The sequence below is a fragment of the Pelotalea chapellei genome, assembly GCF_018531195.1.
Taxonomy (GTDB): domain Bacteria; phylum Desulfobacterota; class Desulfuromonadia; order Geobacterales; family Pseudopelobacteraceae; genus Pelotalea; species Pelotalea chapellei.
In genome coordinates this window covers 1-18,124 of the sequence record NZ_JAHDYS010000010.1, presented here as the reverse complement: position 1 = coordinate 18,124, position 18,124 = coordinate 1, and the positions used below count along the sequence as shown (strand labels likewise).

At 50.1% G+C, this 18,124-nt stretch carries 19 protein-coding genes; 16 read left to right on the top strand and 3 right to left on the bottom strand.

Features of this window, described 5'->3' with window-relative positions; all coding sequences use genetic code 11:
- Nucleotides 1–296 precede the first annotated feature (296 nt).
- The 15 genes from KJB30_RS11460 (at nt 297) to KJB30_RS11390 (ending at nt 13,323) form a co-directional block, all read left to right on the top strand.
- The gene (locus KJB30_RS11460; protein WP_214299327.1) at nt 297–446 is read left to right on the top strand and encodes a lmo0937 family membrane protein; all 150 of its coding nucleotides are present in this window, start codon (nt 297–299) and stop codon (nt 444–446) included.
- Between the two features lie 87 nt (nt 447–533).
- Nucleotides 534–1,925 carry a lipase family protein gene (locus KJB30_RS11455; RefSeq protein WP_214299325.1) on the top strand — a complete coding sequence of 464 codons (1,392 nt, stop codon included), beginning with the start codon at nt 534–536 and terminating at the stop codon, nt 1,923–1,925.
- Between the two features lie 151 nt (nt 1,926–2,076).
- On the top strand, nt 2,077–4,209 hold the full coding sequence (locus tag KJB30_RS11450) for an Ig-like domain-containing protein (protein WP_214299301.1): 2,133 nt from the start codon (nt 2,077–2,079) through the stop codon (nt 4,207–4,209).
- A 98-nt stretch (nt 4,210–4,307) separates the two neighbouring features.
- Nucleotides 4,308–5,453, top strand: a complete 1,146-nt coding sequence (locus KJB30_RS11445) for an OmpA family protein (protein WP_214299299.1) — start codon at nt 4,308–4,310, stop codon at nt 5,451–5,453.
- 63 nt (nt 5,454–5,516) lie between these two features.
- The gene (locus KJB30_RS11440) at nt 5,517–5,696 is read left to right on the top strand and encodes a CsbD family protein (RefSeq protein ID WP_214299297.1); all 180 of its coding nucleotides are present in this window, start codon (nt 5,517–5,519) and stop codon (nt 5,694–5,696) included.
- A 53-nt stretch (nt 5,697–5,749) separates the two neighbouring features.
- Nucleotides 5,750–6,400, top strand: coding sequence for a hypothetical protein (locus tag KJB30_RS11435; RefSeq protein WP_214299295.1), 651 nt, complete (start codon nt 5,750–5,752; stop codon nt 6,398–6,400).
- A gap of 54 nt (nt 6,401–6,454) precedes the next feature.
- Nucleotides 6,455–6,736: a sll1863 family stress response protein gene (locus KJB30_RS11430; RefSeq protein ID WP_214299293.1), complete on the top strand. Its 282-nt coding sequence runs from the start codon at nt 6,455–6,457 to the stop codon at nt 6,734–6,736.
- A gap of 146 nt (nt 6,737–6,882) precedes the next feature.
- Nucleotides 6,883–7,086, top strand: coding sequence for a hypothetical protein (locus KJB30_RS11425; RefSeq protein WP_214299291.1), 204 nt, complete (start codon nt 6,883–6,885; stop codon nt 7,084–7,086).
- A 73-nt stretch (nt 7,087–7,159) separates the two neighbouring features.
- Nucleotides 7,160–8,011, top strand: coding sequence for a hypothetical protein (locus KJB30_RS11420; RefSeq protein WP_214299289.1), 852 nt, complete (start codon nt 7,160–7,162; stop codon nt 8,009–8,011).
- 132 nt (nt 8,012–8,143) lie between these two features.
- Nucleotides 8,144–8,731 carry an outer membrane beta-barrel protein gene (locus KJB30_RS11415; RefSeq protein ID WP_214299287.1) on the top strand — a complete coding sequence of 196 codons (588 nt, stop codon included), beginning with the start codon at nt 8,144–8,146 and terminating at the stop codon, nt 8,729–8,731.
- Nucleotides 8,732–8,802: 71 nt separating this feature from the next.
- Nucleotides 8,803–9,150, top strand: a complete 348-nt coding sequence (locus tag KJB30_RS11410; RefSeq protein ID WP_214299285.1) for a hypothetical protein — start codon at nt 8,803–8,805, stop codon at nt 9,148–9,150.
- A gap of 144 nt (nt 9,151–9,294) precedes the next feature.
- Entirely contained in the window at nt 9,295–10,884 is a 1,590-nt protein-coding gene (locus tag KJB30_RS11405) for a DUF748 domain-containing protein (RefSeq protein WP_214299283.1), read from the top strand.
- A gap of 90 nt (nt 10,885–10,974) precedes the next feature.
- The gene (locus KJB30_RS11400; RefSeq protein ID WP_214299281.1) at nt 10,975–12,264 is read left to right on the top strand and encodes an alpha/beta hydrolase; all 1,290 of its coding nucleotides are present in this window, start codon (nt 10,975–10,977) and stop codon (nt 12,262–12,264) included.
- Nucleotides 12,261–13,055: an MlaA family lipoprotein gene (locus KJB30_RS11395; RefSeq protein ID WP_214299279.1), complete on the top strand. Its 795-nt coding sequence runs from the start codon at nt 12,261–12,263 to the stop codon at nt 13,053–13,055. The genes KJB30_RS11400 and KJB30_RS11395 overlap by 4 nt, the downstream gene beginning before the upstream one ends.
- 55 nt (nt 13,056–13,110) lie before the next feature.
- Nucleotides 13,111–13,323: a hypothetical protein gene (locus KJB30_RS11390; RefSeq protein ID WP_214299277.1), complete on the top strand. Its 213-nt coding sequence runs from the start codon at nt 13,111–13,113 to the stop codon at nt 13,321–13,323.
- A 167-nt stretch (nt 13,324–13,490) separates the two neighbouring features.
- On the opposite strand, the gene KJB30_RS11385 is transcribed toward KJB30_RS11390, so the two are convergent.
- Nucleotides 13,491–13,748, bottom strand: coding sequence for a DUF3553 domain-containing protein (locus KJB30_RS11385; RefSeq protein WP_214299275.1), 258 nt, complete (start codon nt 13,746–13,748; stop codon nt 13,491–13,493).
- Nucleotides 13,749–14,107: 359 nt separating this feature from the next.
- Complete coding sequence (locus KJB30_RS11380) at nt 14,108–14,977, bottom strand: hypothetical protein (RefSeq protein ID WP_214299273.1); 870 nt, start codon at nt 14,975–14,977, stop codon at nt 14,108–14,110.
- A 228-nt stretch (nt 14,978–15,205) separates the two neighbouring features.
- On the opposite strand from KJB30_RS11380, the gene KJB30_RS11375 reads away from it, so the two are divergent.
- Entirely contained in the window at nt 15,206–16,642 is a 1,437-nt protein-coding gene (locus tag KJB30_RS11375) for a lipase maturation factor family protein (RefSeq protein ID WP_214299271.1), read from the top strand.
- Nucleotides 16,643–16,707: 65 nt separating this feature from the next.
- Here the strand turns inward: KJB30_RS11375 and KJB30_RS11370 are convergent, their stop codons facing one another.
- Nucleotides 16,708–17,967: a DUF445 domain-containing protein gene (locus KJB30_RS11370; RefSeq protein ID WP_214299269.1), complete on the bottom strand. Its 1,260-nt coding sequence runs from the start codon at nt 17,965–17,967 to the stop codon at nt 16,708–16,710.
- Nucleotides 17,968–18,124 lie beyond the last annotated feature (157 nt).

The following is an 18,124-nucleotide window of genomic DNA, read 5'->3' as shown; positions in this document are numbered from 1 at the left end:
ATCTGGTATCGGAGACAGTCACAAAACCACATAAGAACTAATGAAGCTAAAACTAGGTGTTTGTCCTATAGCCACACTATTTTTTCAATAATACCAGCATCCCAAATTGCGATTTTAATCTTCTACCTGCAATTTCAGGATGACATAGGTTCGATAAAACCAGTCTTCCATAGGACAAGCACCGATTCTCCTTCCCGTAAACCTATGGAACATGCGGACATGCTCCGATTTTATAGAGATGTCAGCATTGTGTATTTTGTTAAAAAAGTAAAACCTAGTTGCAAAAGGAGAAACATATGCTTTGGACAATCAGTGTCATTTTAATAGTGCTGTGGTTATTGGGAATAGTTACTTCATATACATTGGGGGGCCTGATCCACCTTCTTTTGGTCATTGCAATCATTGTGGTGCTGCTACGCATCATTCAGGGTCGAAAAGTACTGTAGTCAGTAAACATTTATCTTATCACATTCCTCTGTGCGACGCCCGCCCTTTTACAGCGAGTACACAAGGCATACAAGGAAAGGAACAACATGCTTCAAACATCCAATGTAGTGCGCATCCTTGGTACAGCCGTCGTTTCTGCCACCCTCTTCATGTCTGGCTGCGGTTCAAAATCACTCCTTCAAGAAGCTAAACAGGTGAGAATTGATGCGCTTACCTTGTATTCGGACATAACAAGCAGCACCCAGCAGACCGCATCCAGCACCTTGGGCGGATGGGAATGGTCCGGGGTCAACGGGTTCGCCAGCAGCTTCGGACCTCTTCTGACCAACGCGGCATATAACGTTGAAATGAGAAAGGTAACCTACCAATCCACCGGCGCAGATGGGCAGTTGCACTCCATGACCGGGTTGCTGATGCTGCCGGCATCGATTCTTCCCGCCTCCCTCGGAGGCACCACACCAGCGGTCCCGATCCTCATGTACCAGCACGGCACGGAGATGTACCGCCCCTACTCTCCGTCACAGTATCTGCTTCATCGAGACAGAGCCGCCGACTACCCGGAAGTGATGGTCGCAACCGCAATCGCCGCCACCGGCTATGCCGTTGCCATGGCCGACTACCAAGGAATGGGCGATAATACCGACCCGCAACCTTATGTGCATGGTGCTTCCCTTGCCAAGCAGGTGATCGACATGCTCAGGGCAAGTCGCGACATCATAGGAACCGGCACCACCCCCTGTTCATGGAACAACCAGCTCTTCCTGATGGGTTATTCGGCGGGCGGGTACGTGACCATGGCAACAACGCGTGAACTGCAACTGAACCATGCCGCTGAGTTCACCGTCACCGCCTCGGCCCCTCTTTCCGGTCCCCATGATCTCTCCGGAGTCATGCGCGGAGTGATGCTTTCCGATACGGCCAGCAAGGCACCCTACTTTCTCCCTTTCATACTCACCAGCTATCAGTATGCCTATGGAGGCACGACCCCGTTCTTCAGCGCCGACTTCGCCATGAAGCCTTCATTCAACACCACGATTCCTCCACTGTTCGCCGGTGTTTCGCAAGCAAACACAATCAGCGAGGCCATGGGGATGATCTTCAATCCAGTGAACTTGATCGTGCCAAAGAGCATCCTGGCGCAACAGTTCATAGACCAGCTGATCAGCGATACAAGTACAGTGGTTACCCTGCTCAGGGAGAACGATTCCTACCGCAACTGGGCGCCAACCATGCCGATGCGCATGTCGCACCACAGAAGCGATGAGCTGGTACCCTATGGCAACTCCCAGGTAGCCTTCAACTCCTTCAGCACTGCAGGGGCAAAGAATCACACCCCAGGAGGCCCTGGAGTCGAACTGATAGAAGAAACAGTCTCCCTCAACATCTCCCCTGTCGACCCTGTCAAGACGGTCCATTATGGCGCCGCTTTTCCGGAGCTGAGCAATGGATGGCAATGGCTCAACAGCTTCAAAAAATAGAAGGAAGGAACTTTGCTGCTAACTGTCATGTGAACACAAGGAGGAAAAATGGTGAAGCACTTCGAACACAGATATGGATGCTGAATGAACAAATGAAATTAGTGACGGTGATGTAGATTTTTAAAAGCAGTAATTAAAAAGGGAGAAATTCATGAATAAAGTAGAAAGATATTCCAGGCGACTGACGTGGTTTCTGATGGCCTCTTTGCTGGCCATGCTGGCCGCAGGATGCGGAAACTGGAAAGGAAGCAATCCGGACACCACCGCACCCACAGTAACTTCAACAGAACCTGCCAATAATGCCGGGAATGTGCCGCTTAACAGGAAAATCACCGCCACCTTCAGTGAGGCAATGGATTCTGCAACGATCACCACAACAACCTTTACACTGACTGGGCCAGGCGCGGCGGCAGTTGCAGGCACCGTGAGTTATACCGGTGCAACAGCGGTCTTCAGCCCTGCCATCAATCTCTTGAGCAATACCGCATACACCGCATCTATTACCACAGGGGCCAAAGATCTGGCTGGCAATGCTCTGGTAAACAAGTATGACTGGAAGTTCACCACCGGGACAGACCTGGACAACACTGCGCCGACAGTAACCTCAACCGGTGTTGTTAATGGTGCCACCGGCCTGCCGGTCAACAGAACCAGCACTGCAGTTTTCAGTGAGGCGATGGATCCTGCTACGATCAATTCGACAACCTACACGGTAACAACCGGTTCACCGGCAACGCCGGTTGCAGGAACCGTGACCTACACAGGGACTACCGCGACCTTCACACCTGCAGCAAATCTTGCAGCCAACACGGCCTATACTTCCACGATAACAACCGGGGCGAAAGACCTGGCAGGCAAACCAATGGCAAGTAGCTACTCATGGAGTTGGACCACCGGGACAACTTTGGACACTCTTGCACCCACCGTCATTGCCACAGGAGCTTACGGTGCTACTGGCATCACAACTCCCAGCCTTACAAATCCTGCAGGGTTCACCGGCATGGACCTCCCCACCAACCGTGCCAGCAGCGCAAGATTCAGCGAACCGATGGATCAGTTAACCATCACTACAGCAACCGTAAAAGTAACCAGATCAGATACCCCGCTGGTCTCAGTTCCGGGTACAGTAACTTATACCGGGACTACCGTGACCTTCACACCCTCGGCAAATTTTGCAGCCAACACAACTTATACTTCCACGATTACCACCGGGGTCAAAGACCTGGCAGGCAATCCAATGGCAAGTAACTATTCATGGAGTTGGAAAACCGGAGCAGCCCCGGACGTATTAGCACCCACGGTGATTTCTACAATCCCGGCTGACAATGCCAATGATGTTGTGATCGGAACCAATGTAGCGGCAACATTCAGCAAAGAAATGGATGTTGCATCCATTACCAACCAGACCTTTATCCTTAAACAGGGGCTCAATCCCGTTGCAGGCGCAGTGACCTATGAAGGCACCACCGCGACCTTCAACCCGAACAGCGACCTCACAGCAGGTACCGTCTATACCGCCACGATTGCTGGCGGAGTCAACGGAGTCAAAGACCTGGCCGGCAATGCACTGGCGAGTGACAAGGTATGGAGCTTTACAACGGCTGTAGGATTCCCTGCGGGCCAGGCAATTGTACCCCTTGGAACAGCAGCAAGATTCGCTATTTTGTCGAACTCGGCAATTACCAACATACCGACTTCCGCTATCGTCGGAGATGTCGGGGTAAGCCCGGGTGTCAGATCCACAATAGCCGGATTAACTGCTCCGGAGGTAACTTTGGGCGCCATATACGCAGCAGATGACATAGCTCCTCCCGGTGTTCCTGCAATGCTGATTGCAGCAAAAAATGACGCTGAAATTGCGTTTCTCAATGCAAACGCCGCCGTACGGGGAACTCCTACCCCTTTATCAGGCAACATCAACGGACTGACACTGGTTCCTGGACTGTATGAATCAGGCAGCTCGATCGAGATCTCCCCTGCCGGCATCCTCTACCTGGACGCCGGCGGCAACGCGAATGCCATCTTCATCATCCGCAGTGCAACCTCGATCACTACGTCGGCAACCAGCGAAGTTAGGCTGACAGGAAATGCGCAGGCTGCAAACATCTATTGGACGGCAGGAAGCGCAATAACTCTCGGGACCAATTCAAAAATGAAGGGAAACTTGTTAGCCGGAACCTCAATTTCATTGTTGACCGGTTCAAGGCTTGACGGAAGGGCCTTGATCCAGGGAGCAGCAGCCGGACAAGTTTCTTTGGATAAATGTACGATTGTAAAACCATAACCATCACTTATCGAGAAACAGATTCAGGAGACAGGCAGCAGCCTGTCTCCTCCAAGAATCCAGCAAACATGTACTTGCAATTTTAAAGGAGGTTTCAGATGGAAAACATTGTTCAAAAAGTTCCTGTTGCAAAAATAATAGCCGCGGGTTTTTTATCCCTGGCATGTATCCTTCCTATACCTGCCCATGCCGAGATAAAGGCAGGCAGCGTGGAGATAAGTCCTTTCGTAGGTTTCAACCTGTTCGAAAATGGACAAAACCTGAACAACAACCTGATCTATGGTGGTCGGGTCGGTTACAACTTCACCAACCATTTCGGTCTTGAAGGTTCAGTAGAATTTATCAATACCCGCGTAGACGACAAATCAAGAACCGGCATAAAGGAAGGACAGTTCAGAAGTCCTACCAATGATGTGAATCTTGCTTTCTATCATCTTGATGCGCTCTATCACTTTATGCCTGAAGGCAAATTCAATCCCTATGTCGTGGCTGGTCTCGGCGGCGTTCACTACAGTCCCAGGATAGCTACCCAGGACATGACTGCCATAAGTTTTGGTGCAGGAGCGAAATATTGGGTGGCAGAGCATGTCGCCCTGCGGGTTGATGTCAGAGACAATGTGGTTTCAGAGGTCTTCCAGGAGGCTTACCACAATGTCAATGCAACCGCAGGTGTAGTCTTTGCCTTTGGCGGCACCTCAAAAGCAGCGACCCCGGTTGCAGCGCCTGAACCTGTGGCAAAACCTGTTGCAGCGCCTGAGCCTGTGGCAAAACCTCAACCAAAAGCTATTGAGAAGGTAGTTATCGTCGTGGCGGAAGTGCCGCCACCAAAGATCGAGGAACAGGTAAAAGTACTTGCGACTGCGCCTAAAGTTGAAGAGAAAGTTATTATTCTTGCTTTCGAAGATGTGCATTTCGATTTCAACAAGGCAACTCTTAGCAAAGAATCTCAAGTGATATTGAAGAAAAGTGTTCAGGTTCTGAAAGACAACCCTAAAGCCAAGGTCCGCATTGCAGGTTACACCTCTGCTTCCGGCACTGATGAATACAATCAGAAGCTGAGCGAGCGTAGGGCAAAGGCTGTCGAAGAGTACCTTATTAAAGAAGGAATTGTCACACCCGACAGGCTTTCAATAGTCGGATATGGTGAGACAAGACCGGCTGAGTATGAAGCAGCGCCGAAAGATCTTTACTCACATGCGGCCAAAGCCAACATGAGAGTTCTTTTTGAGGTCATAGTGAAATAAAGGGATTATGCAGGGGCGGAACTTCCCGCCCCTGAAAGTAGTCTGCAAAAAAGGAAAACCACGATGAAAAACAGCACTAAGGACCAAGCAGAGGGAACCTTGCACCAGGTCAAGGGTACTATCAAAGAAGCTATCGGTAAAATTTGTGAAGATAAGAACATGGAATCGGAAGGCAAAAAAGAAAAAATTATTGGTAAAGTTCAGGAAAAAATTGGTCAGGTGGAGAAAGTACTGGGTAAGTAAAGCATCCAATGTGATTTATTCATTATGCAGGTTTGAAAGAACAGGAGATTCCCATGAAATTAAGTACCAGATACGCAGCTTTCTTCGCCACTTTACTGCTCGCTGGCATTACATGCCTTAGCGGTTGCGCAACAACAGGCATGCAACGGTCCGAAAAAACCGGCACCACCATGAAGACGGTGGAATCCGATATTCAACAGGCAGTTATTCAGGTGAATCTGACAGACTCGTCATTGGAAGATCTGATTCGACCAGGTCAACTTGATGTGAAGAAGTCCTTCGAAACCTATTCCAAAAACGTGGACACGTTGGAAAACCAGGGGAAACGGTTGTTTCAGCACTCAGACAAGATGAGAGCCCAGGGCAAGGAGTATTTTGAAGAATGGCAGAAGCAGGGCAACAGCTACACCAACCCCGAAATACAGACTCTCAGCGAACAACGCCGTGCCGAGCTCGGCGCAGTCTACGGCAACATATCCGATTCAAGTGTAGGAGTTAAGGGCGCGTTTAAAACCTATCTAACCGATATCAAGGAAATTAGGAACTACCTCTTGAATGACCTTACGCCCAAAGGCATCGACACTATTACGCCGTCTGCCCAGAAGGCCATCAAGGACGGTGACAATCTTAAAGATTCCATCAAACCGGTCCTGGCTGCTATCGGCAGCGCACGGTCGGAGCTGGCTCAGAGCGGCACAAAATAGCATTCACGGGAACAATGTTTAGCAGGCAGACAGTATCAGAAAGAGGTAAACAATATGGACAAACGGGTAGCATACGAAGAAAAACTTGCGGCGCAACTGGAAGAATGGAAGGCACAGCTTGCTCTGTTAAAGGCCAAAGCAGACAAAGCCACGGCTGAGGCAAAGATTGAATACTGCAATGCCACCGAAGCTTTGAGAAACAAGTATGAAGAAGCCAGGATGAAGTTGCAGGAGTTGAAGGACGCCAGCGATGGCACTTGGGAAGAGATCAAAAGAAGCACGGAAAAAGCCTGGACTGAAGTCAAGAACGCCTTCCATGGTGCAGATTCAAAATAAGTACTGCAGCAAAGGCTCTGTGGAGCCTCCTTCTTGTTATGGGGGGATCTTCGATCCCCCGTTTTTTGGGAATACCCATTATGGATGCAGTTGGAATCAAGGGTAATCTCGAGCTGATGGAATAAAGATATGTCACCGATTTAGATGTGAGCGGCAATACCGGCAACTTCAAGGGCAGCACAAAAATAACCTACGGGCTCCATGCCGGAGCAGGATTTAACATCAATCTGAGCGATGAATTCTTCATCCGACTAGAAGGAAAATATCTTTGGGCACGACCTTCATATGGCGGCCAGGATATAAAACTGAATGGTTTCGCCACCACTGCCAACCTGGGTGTGCGGTTCTGATATCATGGCTGGAGACAGTCAGTGTAGAGCGGTTTCGGAAAGTAGAGTGTCCGCAGAATGAAAGGGCAAAAAAATGAAAAAAGTGATTCTTACAATTCTTCTGGCACTGGTGCTGTGGGTTCCAGTGCCGACAATGGCAGCAGTAAATATCGACATCGGCATTTCCCTGCCGGTTCCCATTGTATTCGCGTCACCTCCGGATGTGATCGTAATTCCGGATACCAACAATGTGTATGTCGTTCCCGATATTGATGCAGAGCTGTTTTTCTGGAATGGCTGGTGGTGGCGTCCATGGGAAGGTAACTGGTATCGTTCGCAATACTATAATCGCGGTTGGAACTATTACAACAGTGTCCCCAGGTTCTACTTCGATGTTGATCCGGGTTGGAGAACGTATTACAGCACCGGTAACTGGTCCGGGCACCGGTGGAATCAGCAAAGGATTTCCAACGCACAGCTAAGACAGAACTGGAAGGGCTGGAACAATACCAAACACTGGGAAAGGCAAAAATCCTGGGGCGTCCAGAACTACAGGCCCCGTCCGGCACAACAAAGACAGGAATTACGAGCTCAAAGACAGGTGCAATATAAACAAAGGCCTGAAGTCAGGCAGCCTCAGCAGCAGAAACCAGTTGTCCAGCAACAGAGACCAGTTGTCCAACAGCAACAACAACAGCAACAGCAGCGACAACAGCAGCAGCAACAACAGCAACGACAGGAGCAGCGCCCCCAGGTTCAGCAGCCCGAGAGGCAGCAGCCTCAACATGGCCAGCAGCAGCGGGAAGAAACACAACGTGAAAATGCACACCAGGAGCGGTCGCACGACAACAACGGAAGAGGAGATTCTGAGCATGGGAGAGGAAACTCCGACCATGGCAGAGGAGATTCTGACCGTGGAAGAGGAAACTCCGACCATGGCAGATAGATAGGACAGATAAACAGGCAACGTCCTCCCTTCAGCCCCGCGGGGACTGAAGGGAGGCGTTTAAAAGTGAGCATCAGTAGAAACTCTAACCATATTTTGCGATGCCTAAATCAAGTATCAGGAGAGACCATAATGAAGAAGCTTATAGCCATAACATGCCTTGCAACAACCATAATGGCCTCGGGTTCGGCCATGGCCGACAGCATCAAAGGAAAAGTCGGCGTCACCGGCAGGCTCGGCTTCCTGATTCCGTCGGACAATGAGACGGATATCAGGAACAATCGGACGGATGCCGGTTTCATCGGCGGCGGCGGCGTTATTTACGGCATCGACGATCATTTCGCAGCTGAACTGGACATCACTCGTGCTATGTTCGGTTCCGATACCGGAGATTTCGGTGTTACCAATTATTCCCTCGGCGGACAGTATCGCTTCGCACTTCCCAATCCCCAGTTCGTCCCCTACGCCGGGCTTGGACTCGACATCCTGGTTAGCGATTATGATCCTGATAACGGGACCAAACGCGATGTGGACACCACGGTCGGCTTTCATGTCAGCGGTGGCGTCGACTATTTCATATTGAAACAGGTAGCCCTGACCGGTGAGGCAAAGTTCGTCGTAGCCCCCGATACGAGTATCACCAGCAATGGCAGCCACAGAGGCGATTTCGATCCGACGAGTTTTTCCAGCACAGTCGGCATCCGGTATTTCTTTAACTAGTTCCAACAGTTTCGCTGCTCGCACGTAACACGGGTAACAAGGTTGCATCAGCAAGTAAAAAAGGAGCACGTATGAGTAAGTCATTTATTTCCACGATTACACTGGCAGCGGTTATAGCCCTTTCCAGCATCACCGTTTCAGCATCCGGCCTCCCTGGATTGCCCGGGCTTCCCGGACTCCCAGGACTGCCTGCTCCTCCTGGAGTAAATGTCCGGGTGGAGGGTTATCTGCCACCCCCACCGGGTGTACGAGTCTATCAGGATAGCGGCCGCCCCTATTATGTGGAAAGGGATCGACGGGTATATGTAGAAAGGGACCCGAAATATTACAAGAAGAAGCATTACAAAAAACATCGGCGCCATGACTACGATGACCACCATGGCCGGGGCAATGGCCATAACAAGCACGATCGCGACTAACTAAAAAACCCAGATCATTGAAAAAGCGTGGTGCAGCAGTGGTACCGATTCAGTCTGGTACCGCTCTGCACCACGCTGTCGTTATCCCTCTGTTGAAATTGCACCAAAGTCAAAGCCGGATGCATCTATGGTCCTGGAGATAGCATGGTTGAGCAATCAGAAAGCAAGCTTCTCAGAAAACGGCAGATTCCACGACCATTGTTCTGGTTGGCAGGGATAGGTGCAGCAGTTGCGCTCATCCTCTTCCTGGCGCCTTTTTTTCTCGATGGACCGCTGCGCAGTACTATTGAAAAGAAAATCAATCGCGACCTGAAGGGTTATTCCGTTACTCTTCCAGGCCTGCACATCCGCTTGATTGACCTCTCTCTCACCCTGAAAGGGCTTACTGTCCGGCAGCAGGCGCATCCTGATCCTCCACTGGCCTATTTTCCTTCTATAAAGGCACGCATCCACTGGCGCGAGATTTTCTCTGGCAAGTTGTTCGCCGAGTTCGTTCTGAAAGAGCCAAACCTCCACATAAACCTGAAGCAACTGCAAAACGAAGCAGCCAATAAGGTTTCGATAAGAGAGCGAGGCTGGCAGCAGGCGGTAGAAGATATCTATCCCCTTAAGATCAACTCCCTGAGGGTGAATGAGGGGAGTATCACCTACATCGACCAGGATCCCAAGAGACCTCTTGTCCTGAGTCACATGAATCTTCAAGCAAGTAACATCCGTAACATCCATTTGCCTGACAAGGTGTACCCCTCATCTTTTCACCTCGATACTTCTATCTTCGACACCGGGCACGGTACCATCGACGGCAAGGCAAATTTTCTTGCTGAACCGATACCAGGGGTCAAAGCTCATCTGAAATTGGAAAATGTTCCGGTTGACTATTTCCGGCCGGTAATTGCCCGCTCCAATCTTTCCATTAGCGGCGGGGTATTAGGTGCATCCGGAAATGTGGAATACGCACCGAAAGTGAAAGTGGCCCATCTGGACATACTGACTATCCAGGGGATGAAGCTCGATTATATACATTCGAAAAAAACAGCTGGCGCTGAGTTAAAAAAAGCCGTCGTGGTTGGAAAGGCGGCCAGCAAACTCAGCAATAAACCGGGCGTGCTTATCAGCGCCGATCAGTTGAACCTGACCGGGTGCAACCTGGGCATAGTGAATAACGCTGTCGGTAAAAACTACCGCATTTTCCTTTCCGACGCCAATTTCCGTCTCAGCAATTTTTCAAACCAGTTTTCGCAAGGATCCTCCAAAGCGCTGCTGCAGGGAAAGTTTATGGGAAGCGGTAGTACCACAGTGTCCGGGGAGTTTAGACCGGAAAACAACGGGCCTGACCTTGACCTCCATATCAAAGTGGATACTACCAGTCTGGTTCAGATGAATGACTTTTTGCGAGCATATGGCAATTTCGATGTCTCCAGGGGAACCTTCTCTCTGATTTCGGAACTGAACATTAAAAACGAAAAAATCAGCGGGTATTTCAAACCGTTTTTCAAAGATATGAACGTGTATGACAGACGTCAGGACAAAGGCAAGAGCATCTCCGGCCAGGCGTACGAGTTGATGGTCGGCGGAGTTGCGCAGCTTCTGGAAAACAGGCCGCGGCAGCAGGTAGCCACCAAAGCCGATATTTCGGGATCACTGAAAAACCCGGAGACAAGCACCTGGCAGATTACTGTTGAACTGATCAAAAATGCTTTTTTCAAGGCCATTCGTCCCAGCTTCGAGAAGTAGAACGACAAAAAACCGGGTTCCGCCTCCGAAGGTTACAGTTGAGGCTCTGTAGCGACAGATGAACCCGAACGAGAAAAATGGAGCTAACGCATGAAACAGCTGAGATTACTAATCACGATCTGCCTTCTTCTACTTCCTGTCTCAAGCTTTGCGGAGGATAAGGGCTACGACTACCCGATTCCTGGCTCTTATGAGGCTACCATCCTCGGAACACCAACTGCACTCATGGGGGAACTCCCCTCTGAGATACGCATGAAGCAGCTTGTGCTTGATGTCCTACCCGAGCGCGAGAAGCCTCCGATCTTCTTTTATGACCAGGGGTTGCTCTGCAATTTTGCCTACCAGAAAAAGAAAGCCCCGCTGATCTTCCTGATCGCCGGGGCCGGTTCCAGCGGTCAGTCCTCCAAAATTGTTACCATGATGAAAGCCTTCTATAAGGCCGGTTACCACGTCATCACACTCCCTTCTCCTTCCAACGCCAACTTTGTTATCTCTGCATCCCAAAGTCGCGTTCCCGGAGACCTTACCGAGGATACCGAGGACCTTTACCGCGCAATGGAAAGTGCCTGGGACAAGGTCAAGGGAGATATCGAAGTATCCGATTTCAACCTCTGCGGCTACAGCCTGGGAGGCACCCAGGCCGCCTTCGTGGCCAAACTGGACGAGGAACGTAAGAGCTTCAATTTCCGTAAAGTCCTGATGATCAACCCTTCGGTGAGCCTGTACAACTCGATTACCCGGATAGAAGGGCTGTTGAAGAACATCCCCGGGGGCGCTAAAAAGGAGGGAGTTTTCTTTAACAAGATGCTGGACAAATTTGCCAACCATTATCGCTACGGCAACTTCATCGGCATCAACGACGACTTCATCTACTCCATCTATGAAGAAAAACTTTTCTCGAAAGAAGAGACCGGAGGGCTGATCGCGCTTGCCTATCGCATCAATCTGGCCGGCATGATCTTCTCTTCCGACGTTATGACCGGGGGAGGCTATGTGGTGCCGAAGAACAGGGTGCTCAAGGCGACCGATTCCATCTTCAACTATTTCCTGGTTTCCAGTCATTTGAGTTTCTTCGATTACTTCAATGAATACTTTTATCCCTACTTCCAGCAGAAGAGGCCGGGACTCACAAAGCAAGCGCTGATCGCTTCTGAAAGTCTCAAAAGCATCAATGACTACCTCAGCGCCTCACCCAAAATCGGGGTGATGACAAACGAAAACGACTTCATTCTGGCGCCGGATGAGCTTGAATATCTAAAGCAATTGTTTGGAGCCAGGGCCAAGGTCTATCCCCGCGGCGGACATCTCGGCAATCTGGAGTATAAGGATAACCTGGCTCATATGGTCGGTTTCTTCAACACAGCAGGGGGCACACCATGACTCGATGCAATGTGATCAGAATTTCTCTGGCGACCTGTTTCCTGTCCCTTGCACTTCTTTCCGGGGGCTGCGCCATTACTACCTCCGCTACCTTATCGGAAGTTCCTCCCATGCATACCATTGAGGAGTTCAAGGACCAGCGTTTCGCCGAAGTATACGATCCCTGGGAAGGATTCAACCGGAGTATCTATCGCTTCAACTATTACTTCGACTCATACGTATTCCTTCCGGTGGTACAAGGCTATGAAGAGATTACTCCTGTTTTCGTTCAGGACCGGGTCTCCGGGTTTTACAACAACCTCTCCGAGATTCGTAACCTTTCCAACAGTCTTTTCCAACTCAAGGGAAAAGAATCCCTGACAACCCTGGGGCGCTTTGTGACGAACAGTACCATCGGCATAGGCGGTTTATTCGATCCTGCCACCCGCTTCGGTCTGGACCGGCACGTCCAGGACTTCGGCAAGACCCTGGGCTATTGGGGTGCCGGCTCCGGTCCCTATCTGGTCCTGCCCCTCTTCGGCCCTTCATCCGTGCGCGACACCAGCGGACTGGCTGTAGACACCGGCATAACTTACGGAATCTACACCGCGGCCGCTCCGTTTTCAGGTACCGGTCACAGCTTTGAGATCTCCACGGGAGTGACATCCCTGGAGGCGGTTGACATGCGGCACCGGCAGAGTTTCCGCTACTTCGAGAGCGGCTACCCGTTCGAATACTACATGGTCCGTTTTTTTTACCACCAGAAGCGGGAACTTGAATCTGCCAGGAACCCCGACGCCCCTTCCGAATAACCGGAATGGGCACAGCATGCAGAAAAACCATAAACACATCCAAAGGAGTTACATCATGTCTGTTTCAAGAAAAGCTTTAGTGATTTTGTGTAGTGCAATGATCGTCATTTCCTGCGTTGCCTGCAAAAAGGAAGGTGCTGCCGAGCGTGCGGGAAGGAATATTGATGAGGCTACGAATAGTGCAGGTAAAAAGATAAAAGAGTCGGCGGAAAAAGCAGGGAATAAGATTGAAGAAGCGGGGAAAAAAGTCAAAGAATCTGCTAAATGAGATACGCTCTGTCACTAACGCTTCTCACCGGCCTTTTCCTTTTCTGTGGCTGCATCCCGTCCACCTACAGGCAATCTTAGGATCGAATCAATACGAGGCGGCTGAGGCTGCTTGATCCCCCTGCAAAATCCTGCTTTCGCAGGGGGATCAAAGCGATGAACCGCTCATCAGACTACCGGCTGTTTCACCTTTTTCAATTTTTTAACAGTCGAGCGAGCCTTGACTACCGGAATCTTATCGGGAGCCGACACGAAAGAAACCGGATCAGCCGACTGCAGGACGGTGTAATGGGAAGCGGCTATTTTTCTGATGATTCCATCACTGAATTGTATCGTCGCCTTCACAGGAGTCACTTCCACTACCTTGCCAGAGCCCCACTCCTGCGCTCCTGTGTGACTTACAACACTACCGCGTTTGATAATCATTTTCTCTCCTTATCTGGTTGTTGCTAATAAACTTCGGGCTTCTCTTTACACGGCCAACCGGCAACACTTTCCACTGTACTTTCGGAACCTGCATAACATCTGGGGAAAACAGGTTTTCAACGGATTGAAGTGAAGGGAGATAAATGGAAAGCTAAAGTAATGCGGACTGTCTGGCAAGATCGGGACAAAATTAATCATATGAATCATTGTATACTATTCCTAGGTTAATAGGTATTTATTCGCCGGTTATTCCTCATGAACCCTGAAGCCATTTTCCTTGAAGTAGTTGCAAAAAAAAAGACCTGTCGTTGTCATCAGAGCAGCGACAGGTCTTCAAGTGTTTTATGTGAAGCGAATGTCTATATATGTGCCAGTGGGTGGCGGCGCCTTTCCGTAGCCCGCGCCCCCATTGCACCGCCTGACAGCCCAAGAATCATCGACAAAAGCAGGGCCACGAACAGACCCCAAGATACTTTTGATACTCCTGAAACCGCTGAAGTAGCCACATCTCTGGCTTGTTGCGGCATATTCTGGGCCGATCCAAACAGTGCCATTCCTTTGTCTACAATCGGTGTTGCCCGGTCTTCAGTAAAACCCATGCGGCTAACCATTATGTTGATTGCTCCGTCGCGGTCTCCCGCGGACATACGTTGCTGAAGTGCGGCCATTGATTCTTTACTGATTTCACCGCCACCTCCGGCGGAACCTTTCAACAGCGTCTCCAGCTGATTCTGGGAAGATTTGGAACTGGCCACCCCCCCTGCCGTCGCTGCAGCACCACCAACAACCGCTTTAGCCCCCTGCCCCACCACGCTGAAAGCACCACCTATCAGGGAGCCTGCAGAGGTGGTCAAGGCATATGCAAAAAACAACGTACTGATTCCCCATGCTACCATACCGTGCATAACCCCATCGGTCCTTCGTGAGTAACCTGACATTCTCGAGGCAATGTATCCACCGGTAAAGGCAGAAAGGATCAGGCTGATTCCGGTCCACAATCCAGCCAGCAGGGGAATCTTGCCAACCGGCTCCGCAGACTGTGGATCAACAGCGGAAAGCCCTGCTGCCAAGCCTAATACGGTAAGCACCAACTGTACTGCAATGCCACTGGCAACTCCGCCAAAAATTGCGCCCCAACTGATGGAGGGAAAATGTGAGACGGTCGTAGCGGTTCGGTTTTCAAGTATCTGGTTCTCAAACGTTCGATTTTCAAAGTTTTGGTTTTCCATGATGTACCTCCTTGGATGGCTGTTACTCTTGGACCCGCGACTTTGTGGATTGATGTCATCTGCCTCATCGTCTCTTCTTTCAGATCCGGGAAGGAGCGCATCCCGACCTTCTTTTATAAGTATATGCCGGTGGCACGATGATGCAAATTGTTTCCCACCCCCTGCCCACTGGGAAAATCCTGATAAACTTTTAGAAGAAATCTGGGAGCCTGAATGAAGGGGTGAACCATGGAAGCTGACGGTTACTGGCTCATTCGATTGTTCCTTCAGCGCGGTCTGGGCTTTATCTATCTGATGGCCTTCCTCGTCGCACTCAACCAGTTCCGCCCGCTGTGCGGGGACAAGGGACTTCTTCCGGCGCGGCATTTCATTAAGGCAATTCCGTTTCGTAATTCACCCAGTATTTTTTACATGCTGAAGGGGGACCGTTACTATTTTCTATTCGCCATTCTCGGCGTAGCACTCTCGCTGTGCGCTGCAAGTGGACTTTCGGATGCAGGAGGCACGTTCCTGTCAATGCTGGTCTGGTTCCTGCTCTGGATCATCTACCTCTCCTACGTGAATATCGGGCAGACCTTCTATGCCTTCGGCTGGGAATCCCTTCTACTTGAAAGCGGCTTTTTGGCAATCTTTCTTGGCCCATCCACCACCGAGCCTCACTGGGTTGTTATCTGGCTGTTTCGCTGGCTCGCATTCCGGGTAATGTTTGGCGCCGGATTGATAAAACTACGTGGGGACCCATGCTGGCGAGATCTCACCTGCCTCGATTATCACTTTGAATCGCAACCGATGCCGAACCCTCTCAGCCGCCTCTTTCACCGACTACCGCAATGGCTGCACAAGGCAGGTGTCCTCTTCAACCATCTTGCTGAAGTCGCTCTTCCGATCCTCTTTTTTGCGCCACAGCCGGTTGCCGGCATCGCAGCCTGTATCTGTCTGCTGTTTCTGGGCTCTATCATCGTGAGCGGCAACTTCGCCTGGCTCAATTGGTTGACTGCAATCCTCTGCCTGAGCCCACTCGATGGATCGTATCTGGCAGATCATCTCCCGGTGCATGCGCCTTTACTTATGCCCAGACCGCCGCTCTTTGAAGCCCTGATCTGGGGTCTTCTGATCCTCGTGGTCATCAAGAGCTGGCAGCCTGTCAGAAACCTGATCTCAAAAGCACAGCTCATGAATACCTCCTTTGATCCGTTTCACCTCGTCAACACCTACGGGGCTTTCGGGAGCATCACCCGCGATCGCTATGAAATAATTATTGAGGGAACGGAAGAGATGAAGGTGACCCCGCTTACGGCCTGGAAGGAGTACGAGTTTCGCGGCAAACCGGGGAACCCGCTTAGGCGGCCACCATTCATCGCCCCTTACCACCTGCGTCTCGACTGGCTGATGTGGTTTGAAGCCATGCCTTCCCGTGGGTTTTCCCCTTGGTTCATAAACCTTGTGGCACAGCTTCTTCTGGGGGAGCGCCAGATAATCGGGCTCCTGGCAAGAAATCCGTTTCCTGACGCTCCGCCTAGGTTTATCCGGTGTTTATATTACAGCTATAGTTTTGGAGAGAATGAATGGTGGGAACGTCAACTGATTGGGGAGTTTTTACCACCGCTTTCAGTCGACAGCCCGGTCTTGAAGAGAGTGTACTCGGCACACATGCCTTGTAGCTAAGCACACTCAACTGAATAAAGAACAGAGGATTGATGCAGAAATTATGTGGGAAGGATGTGCGGCCTCTAAAGCAACAAGGCGATTGCATGAAGCAGCAGGCCGATCAACCCGCCAACCAATGTTCCATTCATACGTATGAACTGCAGATCGGAGCCGATGCTCAACTCGATTTCATTGACATACTCATCGGTTTCCCACTGCTGCACTGTTTCTGAAATATGTTTGGCAACGGCAGTTCGCATTGTATCCCCGTAGCGGATAACCAGTGTCTCAAGGTGCTCATTCAAGGAATCTTTCAGTTCACGATTTTTAGCCAGCGTACTTCCAAAACCGGTAATAGCCTCTGCTATCTTCCCATGAATTTTTGAATCGGGCCGTTCCAGGTCATTGCACAACCAAACCTTTAGATCGTTTGCCAGATTCTTAACGTAATCGGAAAGAAAAGTATTGTGCACCGCTTCAAGCTTTACGGTCTCTATCTGGGTTCGCAATACTTGATCAGACTTCAATCGAACAACAAAATCAGTCACAGTAATGTCAAATGTCTGTCTGAACTTATGGGCAGGATCAGCACTGACATCCTGAACAAATTCATTGATCCTGTTGACGATCTTCTCTCCTGCTCCTTTTGAAAACTGGTCTCTGTTGGGTATGAATTGACTAAGGAGTGGATATTCTTTCTTTACCAGGTTGTCTATGGCAACTGCCAGCTTGGCTTGGGCCTCCGGGCTTGAAAGCCATGCCGCACATCGAGCCATCACGTCATCCAGAACTACTTGATGGCGATTGTTGTTCCTGAGGGTATCAATCAAAACTGCTGCTGAAGATGCTAGATCAAAATTTTCTATCCTGTTGGACAGTGCAGCTTGAAGTAACCTTTGAACACGATCATCGTCCATAAAATCCAAAGACTCGGAACAAATACGGACTGCCCCCCTAGCCAACACATCCGCATTGTTGCCGGATATCAAATATGAAGCAAGACGCTCAGCCGGATCATATTCTTTGAGTTTGCCTGCCAGAGTTTCAGGAGCCAGGAACTTGTCCCGAATAAAATTTGCAAGATTCCCAGCTATGGCATCTTTTTTATTTTTGATTATGGCAGTGTGAGGGATTGGGATACCCAGAGGGTGTCTGAAAAGAGCCACAACAGCAAACCAGTCGGCAAGTGCTCCAACCATGGCAGCTTCTGCAAAAGCAGCCACCCACTCCCACGCGCCACTCCCCTTCTGGGTTCGTGCAATCACAAAAAGTATTGCTGCTCCGACCATTAATCCGGTGGCAATCATTTTGTTTCTGCGTAACATTTGCTTTTTGTTATCCATGTGATGACTCCATTTTTATCTGAACAGTTTAAAAGGCTATTGAAATACTCAGGTTGTTCAAAAATAGTCAGATCGTCACCCCCGGAGAAAGTCCCGCGGAGCAACCGTGTTCTCTGTCAAGTGAAAGCATAAAAACTATCGTTCCAGCGGCGGTTGT